The sequence below is a fragment of the Pseudomonas sp. AK-TSAG1-1 genome (assembly GCF_056821665.1).
Genome location: NZ_CM165965.1, coordinates 4470295 through 4488099, shown reverse-complemented (window position 1 = coordinate 4488099; position 17805 = coordinate 4470295). Strand labels below are relative to the sequence as shown.

The window sequence follows — 17805 nt, the reverse complement described above, 5'->3', positions numbered from 1 at the left end:
GCATCTATAAGAGAGACAAAAAGATGAAAATCACCAAACTCACCACCTTCATCGTGCCGCCGCGCTGGTGCTTCCTCAAAGTTGAAACCGACGAGGGCGTGACCGGTTGGGGCGAACCCGTGGTCGAAGGTCGCGCCCACACCGTCGCTGCTGCCGTCGAGGAATTGTCCGACTACCTGATCGGCAAAGACCCACGCAACATCGAAGACATCTGGACCGTCCTGTACCGCGGCGGCTTCTACCGTGGCGGTGCGATTCACATGAGTGCGCTGGCCGGTATCGACCAGGCGTTGTGGGACATCAAGGGCAAGGCCCTCGGCGTGTCGGTCAGCGATCTGCTCGGCGGTCAGGTGCGTGACAAGATCCGCGTGTATTCGTGGATCGGCGGCGACCGTCCGGCCGACACCGCACGGGCGGCGAAAGAGGCGGTGAGCCGTGGTTTTACCGCGGTGAAAATGAACGGCACCGAAGAGCTGCAGTTCCTCGATTCCTTCGAGAAAGTCGACCTTGCACTGGCCAACGTCGCCGCTGTGCGTGACGCGGTCGGACCGAACGTCGGCATCGGCGTGGACTTCCATGGTCGGGTGCACAAGCCGATGGCCAAGGTACTGATGAAGGAACTCGACCCGTACAAACTGATGTTCATCGAAGAGCCAGTGCTCAGCGAAAACTATGAGGCACTGAAGGAACTGGCGCCGCTGACCAGCACGCCGATTGCGCTCGGTGAGCGGCTGTTCTCGCGTTGGGACTTTAAGCGCGTATTGAGCGAAGGTTACGTCGACATCATCCAGCCGGATGCTTCCCACGCCGGCGGCATCACCGAAACCCGCAAGATCGCCAACATGGCCGAAGCCTACGACGTGGCACTGGCGCTGCATTGCCCGCTGGGGCCGATTGCGCTGGCGGCGTGCCTGCAACTCGACGCGGTTTGTTACAACGCGTTTATCCAGGAGCAGAGCCTGGGCATCCATTACAACGAGAGCAACGACTTGCTCGACTATGTGAAGGACCCCCGGGTGTTCGATTACGACAAAGGCTTCGTGAAGATTCCGAACGGGCCGGGGCTGGGCATCGAGATCAATGAGGAATACGTGATCGAACGCGCCGCCGTCGGTCACCGTTGGCGCAACCCGATCTGGCGCCATGCCGATGGCAGCTTTGCCGAGTGGTGAGTCCCTGAATCACCTGTATTCCCCTGTGGGAGCGAGCCTGCTCGCGAATGCCATGTCACATCCGACATCAATGTGACTGATCCGACGCCTTCGCGAGCAGGCTCGCTCCCACGGTTTTGATCTCCATGGATGGGAGATTTGCGTCAATGACCTCAAATAATCATAAGAAGAGGCACTCCCCATGCCACCGCACACCCTCACCGGGCAGGCGTCTTTAGTCACGCCCAGCCGCAAGCGGTTTTTCATCATGGTGTTGCTGTTCATCACCGTGGTCATCAACTACCTCGACCGCAGCAACCTGTCGATTGCCGCCCCCGCGCTGACCAGTGAACTGGGGATCGATCCGGTTCACGTCGGGCTGATTTTCTCCGCGTTCGGCTGGACCTACGCCGCGATGCAGATCCCCGGCGGCTGGCTGGTCGATCGCGTGCCACCGCGCATCCTCTATAGCGTTGCGTTGTTGCTGTGGTCGCTGGCCACGGTGATGCTCGGCTTTGCCGCGAGCTTCATTGCGCTGTTCGTGTTGCGCATGGCGGTCGGCGCGCTGGAAGCCCCGGCTTATCCGATCAACAGCCGTGTGGTCACCACCTGGTTTCCCGAGCGTGAACGGGCGACGGCGATTGGTTTCTACACCTCCGGGCAATTTGTCGGACTGGCGTTTCTGACCCCGGTGCTGGCGTGGCTGCAACATGAGTTCGGCTGGCACATGGTGTTTGTTGCCACCGGTGCGGCCGGGATTGTCTGGGCGGCGATCTGGTACGCGGTGTATCGCGAACCGCGAGATTTCAAGGGCGCCAACGAAGGTGAAATCGAGCTGATCCGCGAGGGCGGCGGATTGGTGGATATCCAGGCCGACACCGCCAAGGTCAAAGCCAGATTCAGCTGGACTGATCTGGGTATCGTCCTGACCAGGCGCAAGTTGTGGGGCATCTACCTCGGCCAGTTCTGCCTGAACTCGACGCTGTGGTTCTTCCTCACGTGGTTCCCGACCTACCTGGTGAAATATCGTGGCATGGACTTCATCAAGTCCGGCCTGCTGGCGTCGCTGCCGTTCCTTGCCGCGTTCATCGGCGTGCTGTGTTCGGGGTTCTTCTCCGACTTGCTGATTCGGCGTGGCTGCAGCGTGGGCTTTGCACGCAAGTTGCCGATTATCGGCGGGTTGCTGATTTCCACCTCGATCATCGGCGCCAACTTCGTTGAGTCGACGCCGCTGGTGATCGCCTTCCTGGCGCTGGCGTTTTTCGGCAACGGGCTGGCGTCGATCACCTGGTCGCTGGTCTCGACGCTGGCGCCGGCGCGCTTGCTGGGCCTGACCGGAGGGGTGTTCAACTTCATCGGCAACCTGTCGGCGATTGCCACGCCGATCGTCATCGGCTTCCTCGCCAGCGGCGATTCGTTTGCCCCGGCGATCACCTATATCGCCGTGCTGGCCTTGATCGGCGCGTTGTCCTACGTGCTGTTGGTAGGCAAGGTCGAACGTATCGAGTTGTAGTGGTCCGCGTCGGGCGACCATAATGCCGCCCGTTCCCTCGCTCAACGGTAAAGGCTGGATATGCAGGAAGACGCCCCGGAAAAAACCAAGGACGCCGCACCCACCGGCACCCAGACGCTGCTTCGCGGACTGGGTGTGGTGCAGGCGGTGGCCAGTGGCGCCCGCGATCTGAAAGAGATCGCCCGGCTGATCGGCACCACGCGCAGCACCACCCATCGTCTGGCCAGTTGCCTGGTGGACGAGCGCTACCTGCGCGTGGTGCCGCAAATCGGCTATCTGCTCGGGCCAAAGTTGATTGAGCTGGGGTTTCAGGCGCGCGAAGAGTTACCGCTGGTGAGCCTGGCCGGGCCGTATCTGGACGAGTTGTCGGCGCTGACCGGTGACACCGTGCATCTGGGTATTCGTGAAGGCGACGAGGTTTTGTACCTGCTGAAAAATCCGGGGCGCAATGGCCCGGAAATGCGCTCGCGGGTCGGCCATCGGATGCCGTTGGCGCGCACCGGGATCGGCAAGGCCTTGATGCTCGACGATGCGCCGCAGGATTGGCAGCGGCTGTACGACATCAGTCTGCCGGCGGGTGGGAAAAGTCAGTTCTGGCCGCAGCATCCCCAACAGTCGTGGGAACAGCTTGAGCAGCGCATGACCGAGTACGTAGCCGGTGGCTACGCCTTCGATCTGGAAGACAACGAACCGTCGATCCGCTGCGTGGCGGCGCCGATTCGCGATGCAAGCAAGCGCATTGTGGCGGCGATCAGCATCGCCAGCACCGTGCCGTACATGCCGCTGGAAAAAATGGCCGAGCTGATCCCCCTGATCAAAGGGGTCACAGCCCGGCTGTCGGCGGAGCTTGGCTTGAAGGTCTGAAGCCTTAAACCTTGAGCGTCGCCATGTCGATCACGAAGCGGTATTTCACGTCACCGGCGATCATGCGCGCGTAAGCCTCGTTGATCTGGCGGATGTCGAGCATTTCGATGTCGCAGGTGATGCTGTGCTCGGCGCAGAAATCCAGCACTTCCTGGGTTTCTGCGATGCCTCCGATCAACGAGCCGGCCAGTACGCGGCGGCCCAGCACCAGGTTGGCGGCATGCACCGGCGGGTCGATCGGCTCGATCAGTCCCACCAGAATATGCACGCCATCAAAGCGCAGGGTTTGCAGGTACGGGTTGAGGTCGTGCTGCACCGGAATGGTGTCGAGCAGGAAGTCGAACCGGCCCGCGGCGGCGGCCATCTGTTCGGCATCGGTGGAGACGATCACATGATCGGCGCCCTGACGACGGCCTTCCTCGGCCTTGCTCGCCGAACGGGTGAACAGCGTGACTTCTGCGCCCATCGCCTTGGCGAACTTGATACCCATGTGGCCGAGGCCGCCCATGCCGAGAATCCCGACCTTGTCGCCGGCCTTGACCCCGTAGTGCTTGAGCGGCGAGTAGGTGGTGATGCCGGCGCAGAGGATCGGCGCGGCGCTGGCCAGGTCGAGTTTCTCCGGGATGCGCACCACGAAGTGCTCGCTGACGACGATGCTGTCCGAGTAGCCGCCCATGGTGTTGCTGCCATCGACCCGATCCGGGGTGGCGTAGGTCATGGTCGGGCCTTCGAGGCAGTATTGCTCAAGGTTTTGCTGGCAGGCGGCGCAGGTGCGGCAGGAGTCGACCATGCAGCCAACGCCGACCAGATCGCCTACTTTATGTTGGGTGACGTTCGCACCGATGGCGGTGACTTTTCCGACGATCTCGTGGCCGGGCATCAGCGGATAGACGGCGATACCCCATTCGTTGCGCGCCTGATGGATGTCGGAGTGGCAGACGCCGCAGTACAGGATTTCGATCGCCACGTCGTCAGCGCGAGGGCTGCGGCGTTCGAATTTCATCGGGGCGAGGGGAGTGGTGGCCGATTGAGCGGCATAACCGATAGCGGTGTACATGATGAACCTCGCAGAAGCAGTGACGGGTGAGGTGGCGCATTCTGGGCGCCGTTCACCGGTCCGGCCATGACGATTCCTCCGGGTCTCATGCCTAATCCTCCGGCATGCGGGTCTGGGCGAGCGCATTGGCAAAAGGATCTGCGATGATGCTTGCATGCCTTTTTCCGTGAATTTTTTGAAGACCCCTCCGATGCAGTTGACCCGCCACCTTGATGCCAATGCCACGCTGGTTTCGCTGATCGAACCACTGGCGCTCCGCGACGGTTACAGCCAGACCGGGCTGCCCGGCGTGCAGGTGTTGCGCGCCAGTTGCGACGTGGCGCGTGGCCCGCACATCTATGAGCCAAGCCTGATGATCATCGCCCAGGGCAGCAAACTGGCGTTCCTCGGTCCGCGCACCATGGAGTATGGCGCCGGGCACTACCTGATTCAGGCGCTGCCGGTGCCGTTCGAGTGCGAAACCTTTGCCTTGCCGGACGCACCATTGCTGGGGGTGTCGGTGGCGATCGACCGGGTGCTGCTCGGTGAGCTGGTGCTGGCCATGGGGCTGGCGCCGGGGCGACACATTCCGGCGCAGACCCCGGAGTCGATGACTTCGGTGGTGCTCGACGATGACATGCGCGGCTGTGTCGAACGCTTGCTGAGCTGCCTGCACGATCCGCTGGAGTGTCAGATTCTCGGGCCTTCGCGGGTGCGCGAATTGTTGTTCACCGCGCTGCGCGGGCCGCAGGCCGATGTGTTGCGAGCGCTGGTGGAGCAGCAGGGGCAGTTCGCGCGTGTTGCAGCGTCGATCAGTCATCTGCATGCGCATTACACCGAGCCGCTGAACGTCGAAACCCTGGCCAGTTGCGCGAACATGAGTGTGTCGACCTTTCATGAGCACTTCAAACGCAGCACGTTGCTGTCGCCGGTGCAGTACCTGAAGCGCCTGCGCCTGCTCAAGGCGCAGACCTTGCTGATCGCCGAGGGGTTGGGTGTGGCGCAGGTGGCGCATCGGGTGGGGTATCAGAGCACGTCGCAGTTCAGTCGCGAGTACAAACGCTACTTCGAGCGTAGCCCCGGAGATGAACGCGCGGCCTGAGTTGGCAATAGGTTCTCGTGGGAGCGAGCCTGCTCGCGAATGCGGTGTATCAGTCGACATCTATTCTGGATGATCCATCGCATTCGCGAGCAGGCTCGCTCCCACAAGGGATTTTTGGTGCGGCTCCCATATCGTGGGCAACAAAAAGGCCCCCGATATGGGAGCCTTGTTGTTCAGCAATACGACTTACATATTCGGGTAAGTCGGGCCACCGGCGCCTTCCGGCGTGACCCAGGTGATGTTCTGCGAAGGGTCCTTGATGTCACAGGTCTTGCAGTGCACGCAGTTCTGGGCGTTGATCTGGAAGCGCTTCTCGCCGTCTTCCTTGGTAATCACTTCGTAGACACCGGCCGGGCAGTAGCGCTGCGCCGGTTCGTCGTACAGCGGCAGGTTCTTGCTGATCGGGATGCTCGGGTCGGTCAGCTTCAGGTGGCACGGCTGTTCTTCTTCGTGGTTGGTACCGGAGATGAACACCGAGCTCAGTTTGTCGAAGCTGAGTTTGCCGTCCGGCTTCGGATAGTCGATCTTCTTGCAGTCAGCCGCCAGCTTCAGGCACGCGTAGTCCGGCTTGGTGTCGTGCAGGGTGAACGGCAGTTTGCCGCCGAAGATGTTCTGGTCCAGCCAGTTGAAACCACCGCCGACAATGGCGCCGAACTTGTGGATCGCCGGGCCGAAATTGCGGCTGGCGAACAGTTCGTCGTAGAGCCAGCTCTTCTTGAACGCGTCGACGTAAGTGGTCAGTTCTTCAGTGCCATCCTTCTCGGCGAACAGAGCGTCGGCCACCGATTCAGCGGCGAGCATGCCCGACTTCATCGCGGTGTGGCTGCCCTTGATCTTGGCGAAGTTCAGGGTGCCGAGGTCGCAACCGATCAGCGCGCCACCTTTGAAAACCATCTTCGGCAGCGAGTTCAGGCCACCTTTGCAGATCGCGCGGGCGCCATAGCTGACGCGCTTGCCGCCTTCCAGGTACTGAGCCAGCACCGGGTGGTGCTTGAGGCGCTGGAACTCGTCGAACGGCGACAGGTAGGTGTTGCTGTAGGACAGATCGACGATCAGGCCAACCACCACCTGGTTGTTTTCCAGGTGATAGAGGAACGAGCCGCCAGTGTTCTCGGTGCCCATGATGTCCAGCGGCCAGCCGGCGGTGTGCACCACCAGGCCAGGCTGGTGTTTGGCCGGGTCGATTTCCCAGATTTCTTTCAGACCGATGCCGTAATGCTGGGCGTCGGCCTCGCTGTCGAGGTTGTAGCGCTTGATCAGTTGCTTGCCGATGTGGCCACGGCAGCCTTCGGCGAACAGCGTGTACTTGCCACGCAGTTCCATGCCCGGGGTGTACAGGCCTTCCTTCGGATTGCCTTCACGGTCGACGCCCAGATCACCGGTGATGATCCCGCGCACGATGCCGTTTTCGTCGATCAAGGCCTCCTGAGCAGCGAAGCCCGGGTAGATTTCCACGCCCAGGTTCTCAGCCTGCTGCGCCAGCCAGCGGCACAGGTTGCCCAGGGAAATAATGTAGTTGCCTTCGTTGTGCATGGTCTTGGGCACAAAGAAGTCAGGAATTTTCTGCGCGCTTTCGGCGTTTTTCAGCACGAAAATATCGTCGCGGGTGACCGGAGTGTTCAGCGGGGCGCCGAGTTCCTTCCAGTCCGGGAACAGTTCGTTCAGAGCGCGTGGTTCGAACACGGCACCAGAAAGGATGTGTGCGCCGACTTCGGAGCCTTTTTCGACCACGCAGACGCTGATTTCCTTACCGGCTTCGGCGGCCTTCTGCTTCAAGCGGCAGGCGGCGGACAAGCCAGCGGGGCCGGCACCGACGATGACCACGTCGAATTCCATGTATTCGCGTTCCACAGGCTATCTCCTACTCAAGGCTCAACAGTTTTTTTCTAATTTGGAGGTTTGGTGTCGTATCCGTTATTGCCTTTACGTTAACGTCAAGGGTAATAATGGACAAACCACCTTTCTCTCTAGGCGGCGCATTATATCTACACCACTCTGAGCGTCCAATACAAACGTTTGTTTGAATCGGCTCCAGCCCAGAGAAATCAAAGAAGCGCGGCTTATGAACGACCATTTTGCCGTATTGACCGGAATAGGCGTTCCGGTCAAGATACGGTCGGTTTTGCGCTCGCCGTAGGCAGACTGGCGGTTTCAAGAGCACCTCTAAAGACAGGGCACAGGCAGTTGAAGGTGATGCGCAGCGCAGGTCCGGCGCGCAGTTTACACACCGTGCAGAGCAATGACTTGTTGGTCACCACTGACGAACGGTCATCGCCCCCAGCCGGCGTTTTTAGAGGTGCCCTTGTGCCCGATGAGCATCAACCGCCAGGTTCGCCTAGGCGACTTTCTTTTCACCGGAGAGTAACGAGGAATCCATGAAGGTTCTTGTAGCTGTCAAACGCGTTGTGGATTACAACGTCAAGGTTCGCGTCAAGGCGGACAATTCCGGCGTCGATCTCGCCAACGTCAAGATGTCGATGAACCCGTTCTGCGAAATCGCAGTGGAAGAAGCCGTACGCCTGAAAGAGAAAGGTGTTGCGACTGAAATCGTCGTCGTCTCCATCGGCCCGTCCACCGCTCAGGAACAGCTGCGTACTGCACTGGCTCTGGGTGCCGACCGCGCCATCCTCGTCGAATCCGCGGAAGACCTGACTTCGCTGGCCGTGGCCAAGCTGCTCAAGGCTGTGGTCGACAAGGAACAACCTCAGTTGGTGATCCTGGGCAAACAGGCCATCGACAGCGACAACAACCAGACCGGCCAGATGCTCGCTGCACTGAGCGGCTACGGTCAGGGCACTTTCGCCTCGAAAGTCGAAGTCTCCGGCGACAGCGTTGCCGTGACCCGCGAAATCGACGGCGGCGCGCAGACCGTTTCGCTGAAACTGCCGGCCATCGTCACCACCGACCTGCGTTTGAACGAGCCGCGCTACGCGTCCCTGCCAAACATCATGAAAGCCAAGAAGAAGCCTCTCGAAGTGCTGACTCCGGACGCTTTGGGCGTTTCCACCGCCTCCACCAACAAAACCCTGAAAGTTGAAGCGCCGGCTGCACGCAGCGCTGGCATCAAGGTCAAGTCGGTGGCTGAACTGGTCGAGAAACTGAAAAACGAAGCGAAGGTAATCTAATCATGACTATCTTGGTAATCGCTGAACACGACAACAAAGTGCTGGCCCCGGCCACACTGAACACCGTGGCTGCTGCTGCCAAAATCGGCGGCGACATTCACGTGCTGGTTGCCGGCCAAGGCGCTGGCGCCGTGGCTGAAGCCGCTGCGAAAATCGCAGGTGTGAGCAAAGTCCTGAACGCTGACAATGCCGCATACGCGCATCAGTTGCCGGAAAACGTCGCTCCGCTGGTTGCTGAGCTGGGCAAGGGTTACAGCCACATCCTGGCTGCCGCCACGTCCAACGGCAAAAACATCCTGCCGCGCGTAGCCGCTGCACTGGACGTTGACCAGATCTCCGAGATCATCTCGGTGGAAAGCGCTGATACCTTCAAGCGCCCGATCTACGCCGGTAACGCCATTGCTACCGTGCAGTCGACCGCTCCAATCAAGGTGATCACCGTACGTGCCACCGGTTTCGATCCGGTTGCCGCTGAAGGTGGTTCGGCCGCTGTTGAAGTCGTTGCTGCTGCGCACAACGCCGGCACCTCGAGCTTCGTCAGCGAAGAGCTGGCCAAGTCCGATCGTCCTGAGCTGACCGCTGCCAAGATCGTCGTTTCCGGCGGCCGCGGCATGCAGAACGGCGACAACTTCAAACACCTGTACGCCCTGGCCGACAAGCTGGGCGCTGCCGTTGGTGCTTCGCGCGCCGCGGTCGATGCAGGTTTTGTACCGAACGACATGCAGGTCGGTCAGACCGGCAAGATCGTTGCACCACAGCTGTACATCGCCGTCGGTATCTCCGGCGCGATCCAGCACCTGGCCGGCATGAAAGATTCCAAAGTGATCGTTGCGATCAACAAGGACGAAGAAGCGCCGATCTTCCAGGTGGCCGATTACGGCCTGGTGGCGGATCTGTTCGAAGCAGTTCCTGAGCTGGAGAAGCTGGTCTAATCCGGCGGCTTCACTTATAAAGAGCCCGGCCTTATGGTCGGGCTTTTTTTTGTTTGGGATTTGAGTGGGGAGTGTTTTGCCATGGATCTGCGCCGCCGGTTGCATTGCTCGTTGTTGAGCCTGGCCCTGTTGCCGGGACTGTCCTTGGCCGCCGGTAAATGCGAGCGACTCATCGTCACCGGTAGCCCGGACGCGCCGCCGTACCTGTGGCAAGACCCGCAGAACCCCAAACAGCTGATCGGTGCCAGTGCCGACCTGCTGCAGCAAGTGGCCAAGGATCTCGGCATCAAGGTCGAATTGCTTTACGCCGGCAAACGCGCGCAGGCCCTCGATGAGGTGCGCAGCGGGCGCATGGACATGCTGGCCGACACGCCACTGATGTTCAACGAGCTGGAAAACCTCGACTACATCTATCCGCCATTGCTGGAAAACGACTATTTGGTGTGGACGCGCAAAGGCTCGACGCTGGCCTACAGCGAAGCCAAAGACTTGCACGGGCACACCGGCGGGTTGTCGGAAAAGTCTCGAATGACCCAGGAGTTTGGCACTTTCGCCGAGCAGAATCTGACCCTGACGCGGACGGCAAACATCACTCAGGCCTTTCAGAAACTGCTCTTGGGTGAGGTGGAATATGTACTCGCCGGGCGTTACTCGGGCATGGCTGCCGCGCAGGCGTTGGGCATGGCCAATGATCTGCTCGCCTTCGAGCAACCGATCGATCGACCGGGGCTGTTCCTCGCGGTTTCGCACAACTCCGCCTGCAACGATCCGTGGTTGCGCGGACAGCTCGCTAAAAAGATGACAGAATTGCCCGCGTCCGGACTGACCGAAGCCGCACTGCAACGCAACATCGAGCGCTGGAAAGCGCAGCAACAACAGCCGCAGCCATCTGTCAGTGCCCCAAAACAGTAGGGATTCTTAGTGAGTATTCGACCTCTTTTCGCGGCCATGGCCGTTCTGGCCCTGGCCGGCTGCGCCAACGACCCGGCACCCAATGAGCAAATGCGTCTGACCGAGCAGGCCATCGCCCAGGCCAAGGCCGTGGGTGCGACCGCCGATGAAATGCCGGAAATGAAACTGGCCGAAGACAAGTTCAATCGGGCCAAGGGCAACATGGCCGACGAGTCGTACAAGAACGCGCGCATGCGTTCCGAGCAGGCCGAGCTGGACGCACGTCTGGCCGAAGCCAAAGTGCTGACGCAAAAGAGCGAAGAGCAATTGAATGTGCTGAACACCCGCATCATCCGTCTGCGCAAGCAACTGGGAGATGCCCAATGAGCCTCAAGTCAAAAGCCCTCGGCGGCCTGATTCTGGCTGGTTGCGCGAGCCTCTACGGTTGCGCCGGTCAACACAGCGAAGCCGCCTTGCAGCAGGCCAGCAGTGATTTCCAGAAGGTCAAGGAAGACTCCAACGTGCTGCGCATCGCGCCGAAAGACGTGATCCGCGCGGGTGAGTCGCTGGCCCGGGCCGATCGGCTGTCGACCTATTGGGGCAGCGGCTGGGACGTTGCGCATTACGCTTACCTGAGCCAGCGCTACAGCGAAATCGCCCGCGAGCACACCAATCTGGTGCTCAACGAAGAGCGTGCGGCGAAGCTCGAATTGGAGCGTCAGCGCCTGCAACTGGCTCTGCGCGAGTCCAAATTGCTGAGCGTGCAGCAGCAGGGCAAGTGGCTCGAAGAACAGATCGTCGCGCTGGCCACCACGCAAACCGATCGCGGTCTGGTCATGACCCTCGGCGATGTGCTGTTCGACACTGGCGAAGCGGAGCTGAAGAACTCGGCCAACCGCGTGGTGTTGAAGATCGTGCAGTTCCTGCAGCTCAACCCGAAACGCGTGGTGCGTATCGAGGGCTACACCGACAGCACCGGCGGCAAGCAGGACAATCTCAAGCTGTCGCGTGATCGTGCACAAGCGGTGGCCGATGTGCTGATGGACCTGGGCATCGAAGACAAACGGATTCAGGTTGAAGGTTACGGCGACGAGTACCCGGTGGACGCCAACGCTTCCGAGCGCGGGCGGGCACAGAACCGTCGGGTGGAAATTGTGTTCTCCGACGAAAAAGGCCAGCTCGGCGCCGCCCGCTGAGGGCTGCGTCTCTGGAAAGCCCGGGCTGTCATGCAGCGCCGGGCTTTTTTACGTCTGTCGAATAGCGCTCAATTCCATACAGTTGCAGCTGACACTGCACTGTATGGTCGACTATGGTGACAACTGTCCCAGTACACTTCTAAACTGTTCCGGTATTGTTTCACACAAGAATAAAATGCCCGTGAAATCGAGTGCTGCGTCATGACCAATCTCTTGCTCTACCAGCGTATTGCTCAACAACTGGCTGAAGACATCCGCCGTGGCGTCTATCAACCCGGGGAACGCGTACCGTCGGTGCGCAAGATGAGTTCGCAGCTCAATGTCAGCCATGCGACGGTGTTGCAGGCTTACGCCAATCTCGAGGATCAGGGTCTGATTCGCGCGCGGCCGCAGTCCGGGTACTACGTGCACCAGACTCCGGCGCTGACGGCACCGACGCCGGACATTGCCCGGGTCGAACGGCCGGGACTGGTCACGCGCGCCAGCATCATTCAGCAAGTGTTGGTCGAATCGCGTCGTGAAGGGGTGTTCCCTTTGGGCGCGGCGGTGCCGAGCGTCGACTATTTGCCGGTGCGTGCATTGCATCAACAATTGGCGAAAGTCACGCGTTTCCATAGCCCTCGGGCATTCAGCTATATGTTCAGCCCGGGTTTCGAACCGCTGCGCCGGCAAGTGGCGATCCGCATGCGCGACGCCGGCGTCGTGGTCGACCCGTCAGAAGTGGTGATCACCCACGGTTGCGTCGATGCGCTGCAGATGTCATTGCGCGTGCTGACCCGTCCGGGCGACCTGATCGCCGCCGAATCGCCGACCTACTACGGCTTGCTGCAACTGGCCGACCTGTTGGGCCTGAAAGTGATCGAGATCCCCAGCGACCCAGCCACCGGCATGAGCCTCGAAGCCTTGCAACTGGCGGCCAACCAATGGTCGATCAAGGCCCTGGTGCTGACGACCCGCCTGAGCAATCCCCTGGGCGGCACCATGCCCGAAGAGCGGCAGAAACAGTTGCTGCGCCTGGCCTCGGACTTCGATATCCAGATTGTCGAAGACGACATCTATGGCGAGTTGATGTTCGAGCAGGGGCGCACCAAAGCCCTGAAAGCCTACGACCGGCTCGACCGGGTGATCTACTGCTCGAGCTTCTCCAAAACCTTGTCGCCGGGAGTGCGTGTCGGCTGGATGATTGCCGGCAAGTATCAGCAGGAAATCCAGCGCCTGCAGACGTTCACCACGCATTCGGCGTGCAGCGTCACGCAAATGGCGATTGCCGCTTATCTGGAAAATGGCGGTTATGACCGGCATTTACGGTACATCCGCCAGGAATACCGGAAAAACCTCAGCGCCTTCCAGCTGGCGGTGCAGCAGTACTTCCCTGAAGGCACGCAAATGACCCGGCCCACGGGCGGTTTCATCCTCTGGGTGAGCTTGCCGGGGAGGGTCAATACCCAGGAGTTGCATGTCCGCGCATTGCAACAAGGCATCAGCATCGCGCCGGGACTGATCTTCAGTAATACCGAGCAGTTCAACCACTGTATCCGCCTCAATTGCGGCACGCCGTGGAATCGCGAGGCGGAGAGGGCGCTGATGACCCTCGGTTTGCTGGCGACGCAACTGTGTCAGGAAACTGCTGGCGGATTCTGAACAAGCGCTGCGTCGTGCTTGTCTTGTGACGCCCAACAAGCGAGCATATGGCCCTCTGCCGTTAGTGTTGTTGGGTTCATGAAAGCGATTTTTCCTGCCGCCTGGGTTTTGCTTTGTGTGTTGACGATGGGCCACGTGCCCGGTGTCATGGCCGCCGCCGTTCAGGAGAAACCGGCAGCGTCCGCCTCGACGAGCAAAGCGGTCGCCAGCAAAAAAGCCGTTGCCGATAAAAAGGCTCAGGATAAAAAGGCCCGGCAGAAGAAAGCCGCCACGGTGAAGAAACGGCCTCCGGTCGCTTCCAAGTCGAAACCGGCCAGTGAGGTGGTGAAAACCAAACTGCCGCCGGCCAAACTGGATTTGAGCCTGCCCAAGGACATGGTCCAGCAACTGAAACCGGCCGGTACCGTGCCGATGCCCAAACACGACGCGATCCTGCCGCAGATGTTTGGTGAGAAGAACAGCGGCTTCCAGCTTAATGGACGCCTGCTGAGCAACGAAATGCAGTTGCAGCTGCGCAACGAAGAACGTCGCGAAGTCGAAGGCGCCGCCCTCGATTTCGAGTTCAAGCAGTAATTTCAATCGATCCGTGACCCGCAGACCAGACGCTTTGTCGGAGACTGGTCAGTCACATTCAGTTATCGGTAAAAACCCCGGTTCAGGGAATTTGAAACAACCGTTTTAGCGGTTACTCTGTCCGTGTCTCTTTAACACATTGCCCGTCGCGAGGACTTGCTCGTCATGAAATGCCGTGAAGGCTGTGGCGCTTGCTGTATTGCCCCTTCCATCAGTTCTGCCATCCCGGGCATGCCCGATGGCAAACCCGCCGGCGAACGTTGCGTGCAGCTGTCGGTCGAAAACCTGTGCAGCATTTTCGGCCAACCGGAGCGTCCGGCGGTCTGTTCTGGCTTCGCAGCTGATGTCGAAGTCTGTGGCAGCAGCTCGGAAGAAGCGATCAAACTGATCGGCTGGTGGGAGCAGATGACAGCGGCGTGATGTGTCAAACGAACGGAACTTCAACAATAAGGAATAAGACTATGGGTTCGCTGCATCGTATCGCTGTGTTGTGTGGTTTGACGGCCGTGCTGGCTACTTCGGTTGCTCAGGCCGAGGACTGGAAGGTCGCCAAGGAACAGGACGGGATCAAGGTCTCACTGGCCGAAGTGCCGGGTTCCGATTACAAGTCCTATCAGGGTGTTGCCCTGATGAAGACCACCGTTGCCAAACTACGTGCCTTGCAGGAAGACGTGTCCGGAGCTTGCGCCTGGATTCACGAGTGCAAGACCCAGAAACTGCTCAAGCACGAAGGCGATCAGAGCTGGACCTACACCCAGTTCAATACGCCATGGCCAGTGACTCCGCGTGATTCGGTGCTGCACGTCACCACCGTTGAAGGTGCCGATGGCAGCCTGACCCGCAATCTCGAAGGTGTGCCGAAGTACATTCCTGAAGAGAAAGGCTTTGTCCGTGTCGCCCAGGTCAAAGGTTTCTGGAAGTTCGTGCCCAAAGGCGATCAGGTCGAAGTGACCTATCAAGTGCACACCGAGCCAGGTGGCAGCGTGCCGAGCATGATTGCCAACAAGTTCGTGGTCGATGCGCCGTTCAACACCCTTAAAGCACTGAAAGAACGCGCCGAGAAGTAATCCGCGCGCTTAACGCAAAACGCCCCGATCGATTCGGGGCGTTTTTGTTTTGTCGTTATATTGTGTTTCCAGATATGCGTTGCACGAAATTTTCACAAAGTGTTCCAGACAATTCGCCCGCGCAATTCACGTCGTCCCCCTGCGGCTGCCTGTGTGAAAGAGTCGGGCAGTGGGGCACTAATCAATGGCAATGCTGCCGTTGATCGTGCAACATTTGCGCACCGCGCACGCCCCGGGGCCTGGATTGGCCAATAGAGGGCATGGCGCCGCTGTATTTTGCAACTTCAACTTCCAATGGGTCCTAAAACGACATGGCAAACCCGGACGCCCTGAATCAGCAGCGATCTTCCACTCGCCTGCTGCAACCGACCGTCAAATCGCATCTGGCCTACACACTGCTGTGTGCCCTGGTCATGATGGTGATGTTTTCCGTGCTGCGCCTCGCGCTGCTGGTCTACAACCGCGAGATGATCCTCGATACCCCGGCTTCGACTTTCCTCGAAGCCTTCGCCAACGGCCTGCGTTTCGACCTGCGCCTGGTGGTCTACGTCTGCGTTCCGCTGCTGCTGGCACTGTTCAGTGCCCGGGCGATGGCGGCGCGTGGTTTCTTCCGTCTGTGGCTGACCGTTGCATCCAGCATCGCGCTGTTCCTCGGCCTGATGGAGATGGACTTCTACCGTGAGTTCCACCAGCGTCTCAACGGCCTGGTATTCCAGTACGTGAAGGAAGACCCGAAAACCGTGATGAGCATGCTCTGGTACGGTTTCCCGGTGGTGCGCTACCTGTTGGCATGGGTCGTCGGCACGGTGATTCTGACGCTGGCCTTCAAGGGCGCCGACCGTGCGACCCGGCCACGCGGACCGTTCAGCGGCGGCAACGTCGGCACCCGTCAGGTGGCGCCGTGGTACACCCGCCTGGCGGTGTTCGTGGTCTGCCTGCTGATCTGCGTCGTGGCTGCCCGTGGCACCCTGCGTCAGGGCCCGCCGCTGCGCTGGGGTGACGTGTACACCACCGAATCGAACTTCGCCAACCAGCTCGGCCTCAACGGTACGCTGTCGCTGATCGCGGCCGCCAAAGACCGCATGGGCGAGGATCGCAACAACATCTGGAAAGCCACACTGCCGCAGGAACAGGCACAGAAAGTCGTGCGCGAGATGCTGGTGATGCCGGACGACAAACTGGTCGATGCCGACATTGCTGCCGTGCGTCGTGATTACACGCCACCGGCCGACAAGACCCTGCCGATCAAGAACGTGGTCGTGATCCTGATGGAAAGCATGGCCGGTCACTCGGTGGGCGCCCTGGGCGCGCCGGGCAACATCACGCCGTACCTCGACAAACTGTCGAAGGAAGGCCTGTTGTTCGACCGCTTCTTCTCCAACGGCACGCATACCCACCAGGGCATGTTCGCGACCATGGCGTGCTTCCCGAACCTGCCGGGCTTCGAATACCTGATGCAGACCCCGGAAGGTAGCCACAAGCTCTCCGGCCTGCCGCAGCTGCTCAGTGCGCGCAAGTATGACGACGTCTACGTCTACAACGGTGACTTCGCCTGGGACAACCAGTCGGGCTTCTTCAGCAACCAGGGCATGACCAACTTCGTTGGCCGTAACGACTTCGTCAACCCGGTGTTCTCCGATCCGACCTGGGGTGTGTCCGACCAGGACATGTTCGACCGTGGTCTGGTGGAGCTGAAGGCGCGGGAAAACGGCAAGCCGTTCTACGCGCTGCTGCAAACCCTGTCCAACCACACGCCGTACGCCTTGCCGACGCCGTTGCCGGTCGAGCGCGTGACCGATCGCGGCACGCTCAACGAACACCTGACCGCCATGCGTTACGCCGACTGGGCACTGGGTCAGTTCTTCGAGAAGGCGCGTAAAGAGCCGTACTTCAAGGAAACCCTGTTCGTGATCGTCGGCGACCACGGTTTCGGCAACGAGCGTCAGATCACCGAAATGGACCTGGGCCGCTTCAACGTGCCGATGCTGATGATTGCACCGGGCATCCAGGAGAAGTTCGGTACGCGTGACCACACCGTGGGCACCCAGATCGACATCGTTCCGACCATCATGGGCCGTCTGGGCGGCGAAGTACGCCACCAGTGCTGGGGCCGTGACCTGCTCAACCTGCCGGCAGGCGACACCGGTTTCGGTGTGATCAAGCCGTCGGGCAGCGAGCAGACCACCGCCATCGTGACGGCCGACCAGATTCTGGTGCTGCCGAAAGAGAAGGAAATGGCGCCGAAGATCTATCAGTACCAACTGGGCGCGAACCCTTCTGCCGAGGTCATTCCGGACGCACCGCGTACTGCCGAACTGAAACTCAAGCTTGAAGCGTTCCTGCAAACCGCGACCAAGAGCCTGATGGACAACACCGCCGGTGTGGTCAACGGCAAGCCGGACTGATAAAACCGCTGCACAAAAAAAGAGGCCCTCAAGGCCTCTTTTTTTTGTCTTGGGGTTTTATATCCTGCCAAGTAACAGCAAGACCAACAGCACCACCAATACCACGCCGATAATACCCGACGGGCCATAACCCCAACTTCTGGAGTGCGGGAAGACCGGCAGACCACCGATCAGCAACAGGATCAGGATGATGATAAGAATTGTGCCCATGTCGATTTCCTTGTTGATAGTGTTCGAGAAGTCTTGGTATTCAAGGGCGACTGGAGGTTAACTAAATCCAGACGGCTTACAAATTCCGACCGGTGCGAA

The 17805-nt window shown here is 60.0% G+C and carries 17 protein-coding genes; 14 read left to right on the top strand and 3 right to left on the bottom strand.

The window, feature by feature from the left end:
- The first annotated feature begins 23 nt into the window (after positions 1-23).
- The 3 genes from dgoD to AC1UK9_RS20140 all read left to right on the top strand — a co-directional run bounded on the left by dgoD (position 24) and on the right by AC1UK9_RS20140 (position 3528).
- The gene (dgoD, locus tag AC1UK9_RS20150) at positions 24-1172 is read left to right on the top strand and encodes a galactonate dehydratase (protein ID WP_007903915.1); all 1149 of its coding nucleotides are present in this window, start codon (positions 24-26) and stop codon (positions 1170-1172) included.
- 181 nt (positions 1173-1353) lie between these two features.
- Positions 1354-2664, top strand: a complete 1311-nt coding sequence (locus tag AC1UK9_RS20145) for an MFS transporter (RefSeq protein ID WP_025113047.1) — start codon at positions 1354-1356, stop codon at positions 2662-2664.
- A 60-nt stretch (positions 2665-2724) separates the two neighbouring features.
- A complete protein-coding gene (locus tag AC1UK9_RS20140; RefSeq protein ID WP_096794901.1) occupies positions 2725-3528 on the top strand; it encodes an IclR family transcriptional regulator in 804 nt (267 codons plus the stop codon).
- Positions 3529-3532: 4 nt separating this feature from the next.
- On the opposite strand, the gene AC1UK9_RS20135 is transcribed toward AC1UK9_RS20140, so the two are convergent.
- A complete protein-coding gene (locus AC1UK9_RS20135; RefSeq protein ID WP_473013231.1) occupies positions 3533-4585 on the bottom strand; it encodes an NAD(P)-dependent alcohol dehydrogenase in 1053 nt (350 codons plus the stop codon).
- A gap of 190 nt (positions 4586-4775) precedes the next feature.
- On the opposite strand from AC1UK9_RS20135, the gene AC1UK9_RS20130 reads away from it, so the two are divergent.
- The gene (locus tag AC1UK9_RS20130; RefSeq protein WP_473013230.1) at positions 4776-5666 is read left to right on the top strand and encodes an AraC family transcriptional regulator; all 891 of its coding nucleotides are present in this window, start codon (positions 4776-4778) and stop codon (positions 5664-5666) included.
- 186 nt (positions 5667-5852) lie between these two features.
- On the opposite strand, the gene AC1UK9_RS20125 is transcribed toward AC1UK9_RS20130, so the two are convergent.
- On the bottom strand, positions 5853-7517 hold the full coding sequence (locus AC1UK9_RS20125; RefSeq protein WP_025113051.1) for an electron transfer flavoprotein-ubiquinone oxidoreductase: 1665 nt from the start codon (positions 7515-7517) through the stop codon (positions 5853-5855).
- A 524-nt stretch (positions 7518-8041) separates the two neighbouring features.
- Here AC1UK9_RS20125 and AC1UK9_RS20120 point away from each other — a divergent pair.
- The 10 genes from AC1UK9_RS20120 to AC1UK9_RS20075 all read left to right on the top strand — a co-directional run bounded on the left by AC1UK9_RS20120 (position 8042) and on the right by AC1UK9_RS20075 (position 17496).
- The gene (locus tag AC1UK9_RS20120) at positions 8042-8791 is read left to right on the top strand and encodes an electron transfer flavoprotein subunit beta/FixA family protein (RefSeq protein WP_003226982.1); all 750 of its coding nucleotides are present in this window, start codon (positions 8042-8044) and stop codon (positions 8789-8791) included.
- Between the two features lie 2 nt (positions 8792-8793).
- The gene (locus AC1UK9_RS20115) at positions 8794-9723 is read left to right on the top strand and encodes an electron transfer flavoprotein subunit alpha/FixB family protein (protein ID WP_025113052.1); all 930 of its coding nucleotides are present in this window, start codon (positions 8794-8796) and stop codon (positions 9721-9723) included.
- A gap of 81 nt (positions 9724-9804) precedes the next feature.
- Positions 9805-10635 carry a substrate-binding periplasmic protein gene (locus tag AC1UK9_RS20110; protein ID WP_473013229.1) on the top strand — a complete coding sequence of 277 codons (831 nt, stop codon included), beginning with the start codon at positions 9805-9807 and terminating at the stop codon, positions 10633-10635.
- A gap of 9 nt (positions 10636-10644) precedes the next feature.
- Positions 10645-11001 carry a DUF4398 domain-containing protein gene (locus AC1UK9_RS20105; RefSeq protein WP_025113054.1) on the top strand — a complete coding sequence of 119 codons (357 nt, stop codon included), beginning with the start codon at positions 10645-10647 and terminating at the stop codon, positions 10999-11001.
- Complete coding sequence (locus AC1UK9_RS20100) at positions 10998-11810, top strand: OmpA family protein (RefSeq protein WP_025113055.1); 813 nt, start codon at positions 10998-11000, stop codon at positions 11808-11810. The genes AC1UK9_RS20105 and AC1UK9_RS20100 overlap by 4 nt, the downstream gene beginning before the upstream one ends.
- 201 nt (positions 11811-12011) lie before the next feature.
- A complete protein-coding gene (locus AC1UK9_RS20095; RefSeq protein ID WP_003226969.1) occupies positions 12012-13451 on the top strand; it encodes an aminotransferase-like domain-containing protein in 1440 nt (479 codons plus the stop codon).
- A 78-nt stretch (positions 13452-13529) separates the two neighbouring features.
- Entirely contained in the window at positions 13530-14024 is a 495-nt protein-coding gene (locus AC1UK9_RS20090) for a translation initiation factor 2 (protein ID WP_482578355.1), read from the top strand.
- A 165-nt stretch (positions 14025-14189) separates the two neighbouring features.
- Entirely contained in the window at positions 14190-14444 is a 255-nt protein-coding gene (locus tag AC1UK9_RS20085) for a YkgJ family cysteine cluster protein (protein WP_025113057.1), read from the top strand.
- Between the two features lie 41 nt (positions 14445-14485).
- Positions 14486-15091, top strand: a complete 606-nt coding sequence (locus AC1UK9_RS20080) for an START domain-containing protein (RefSeq protein WP_025113058.1) — start codon at positions 14486-14488, stop codon at positions 15089-15091.
- Between the two features lie 311 nt (positions 15092-15402).
- Entirely contained in the window at positions 15403-17496 is a 2094-nt protein-coding gene (locus AC1UK9_RS20075) for an LTA synthase family protein (protein WP_482578354.1), read from the top strand.
- Positions 17497-17553: 57 nt separating this feature from the next.
- On the opposite strand, the gene AC1UK9_RS20070 is transcribed toward AC1UK9_RS20075, so the two are convergent.
- Positions 17554-17712, bottom strand: coding sequence for a DUF3309 family protein (locus AC1UK9_RS20070; protein ID WP_169432680.1), 159 nt, complete (start codon positions 17710-17712; stop codon positions 17554-17556).
- Between the last annotated feature and the right edge of the window lie 93 nt (positions 17713-17805).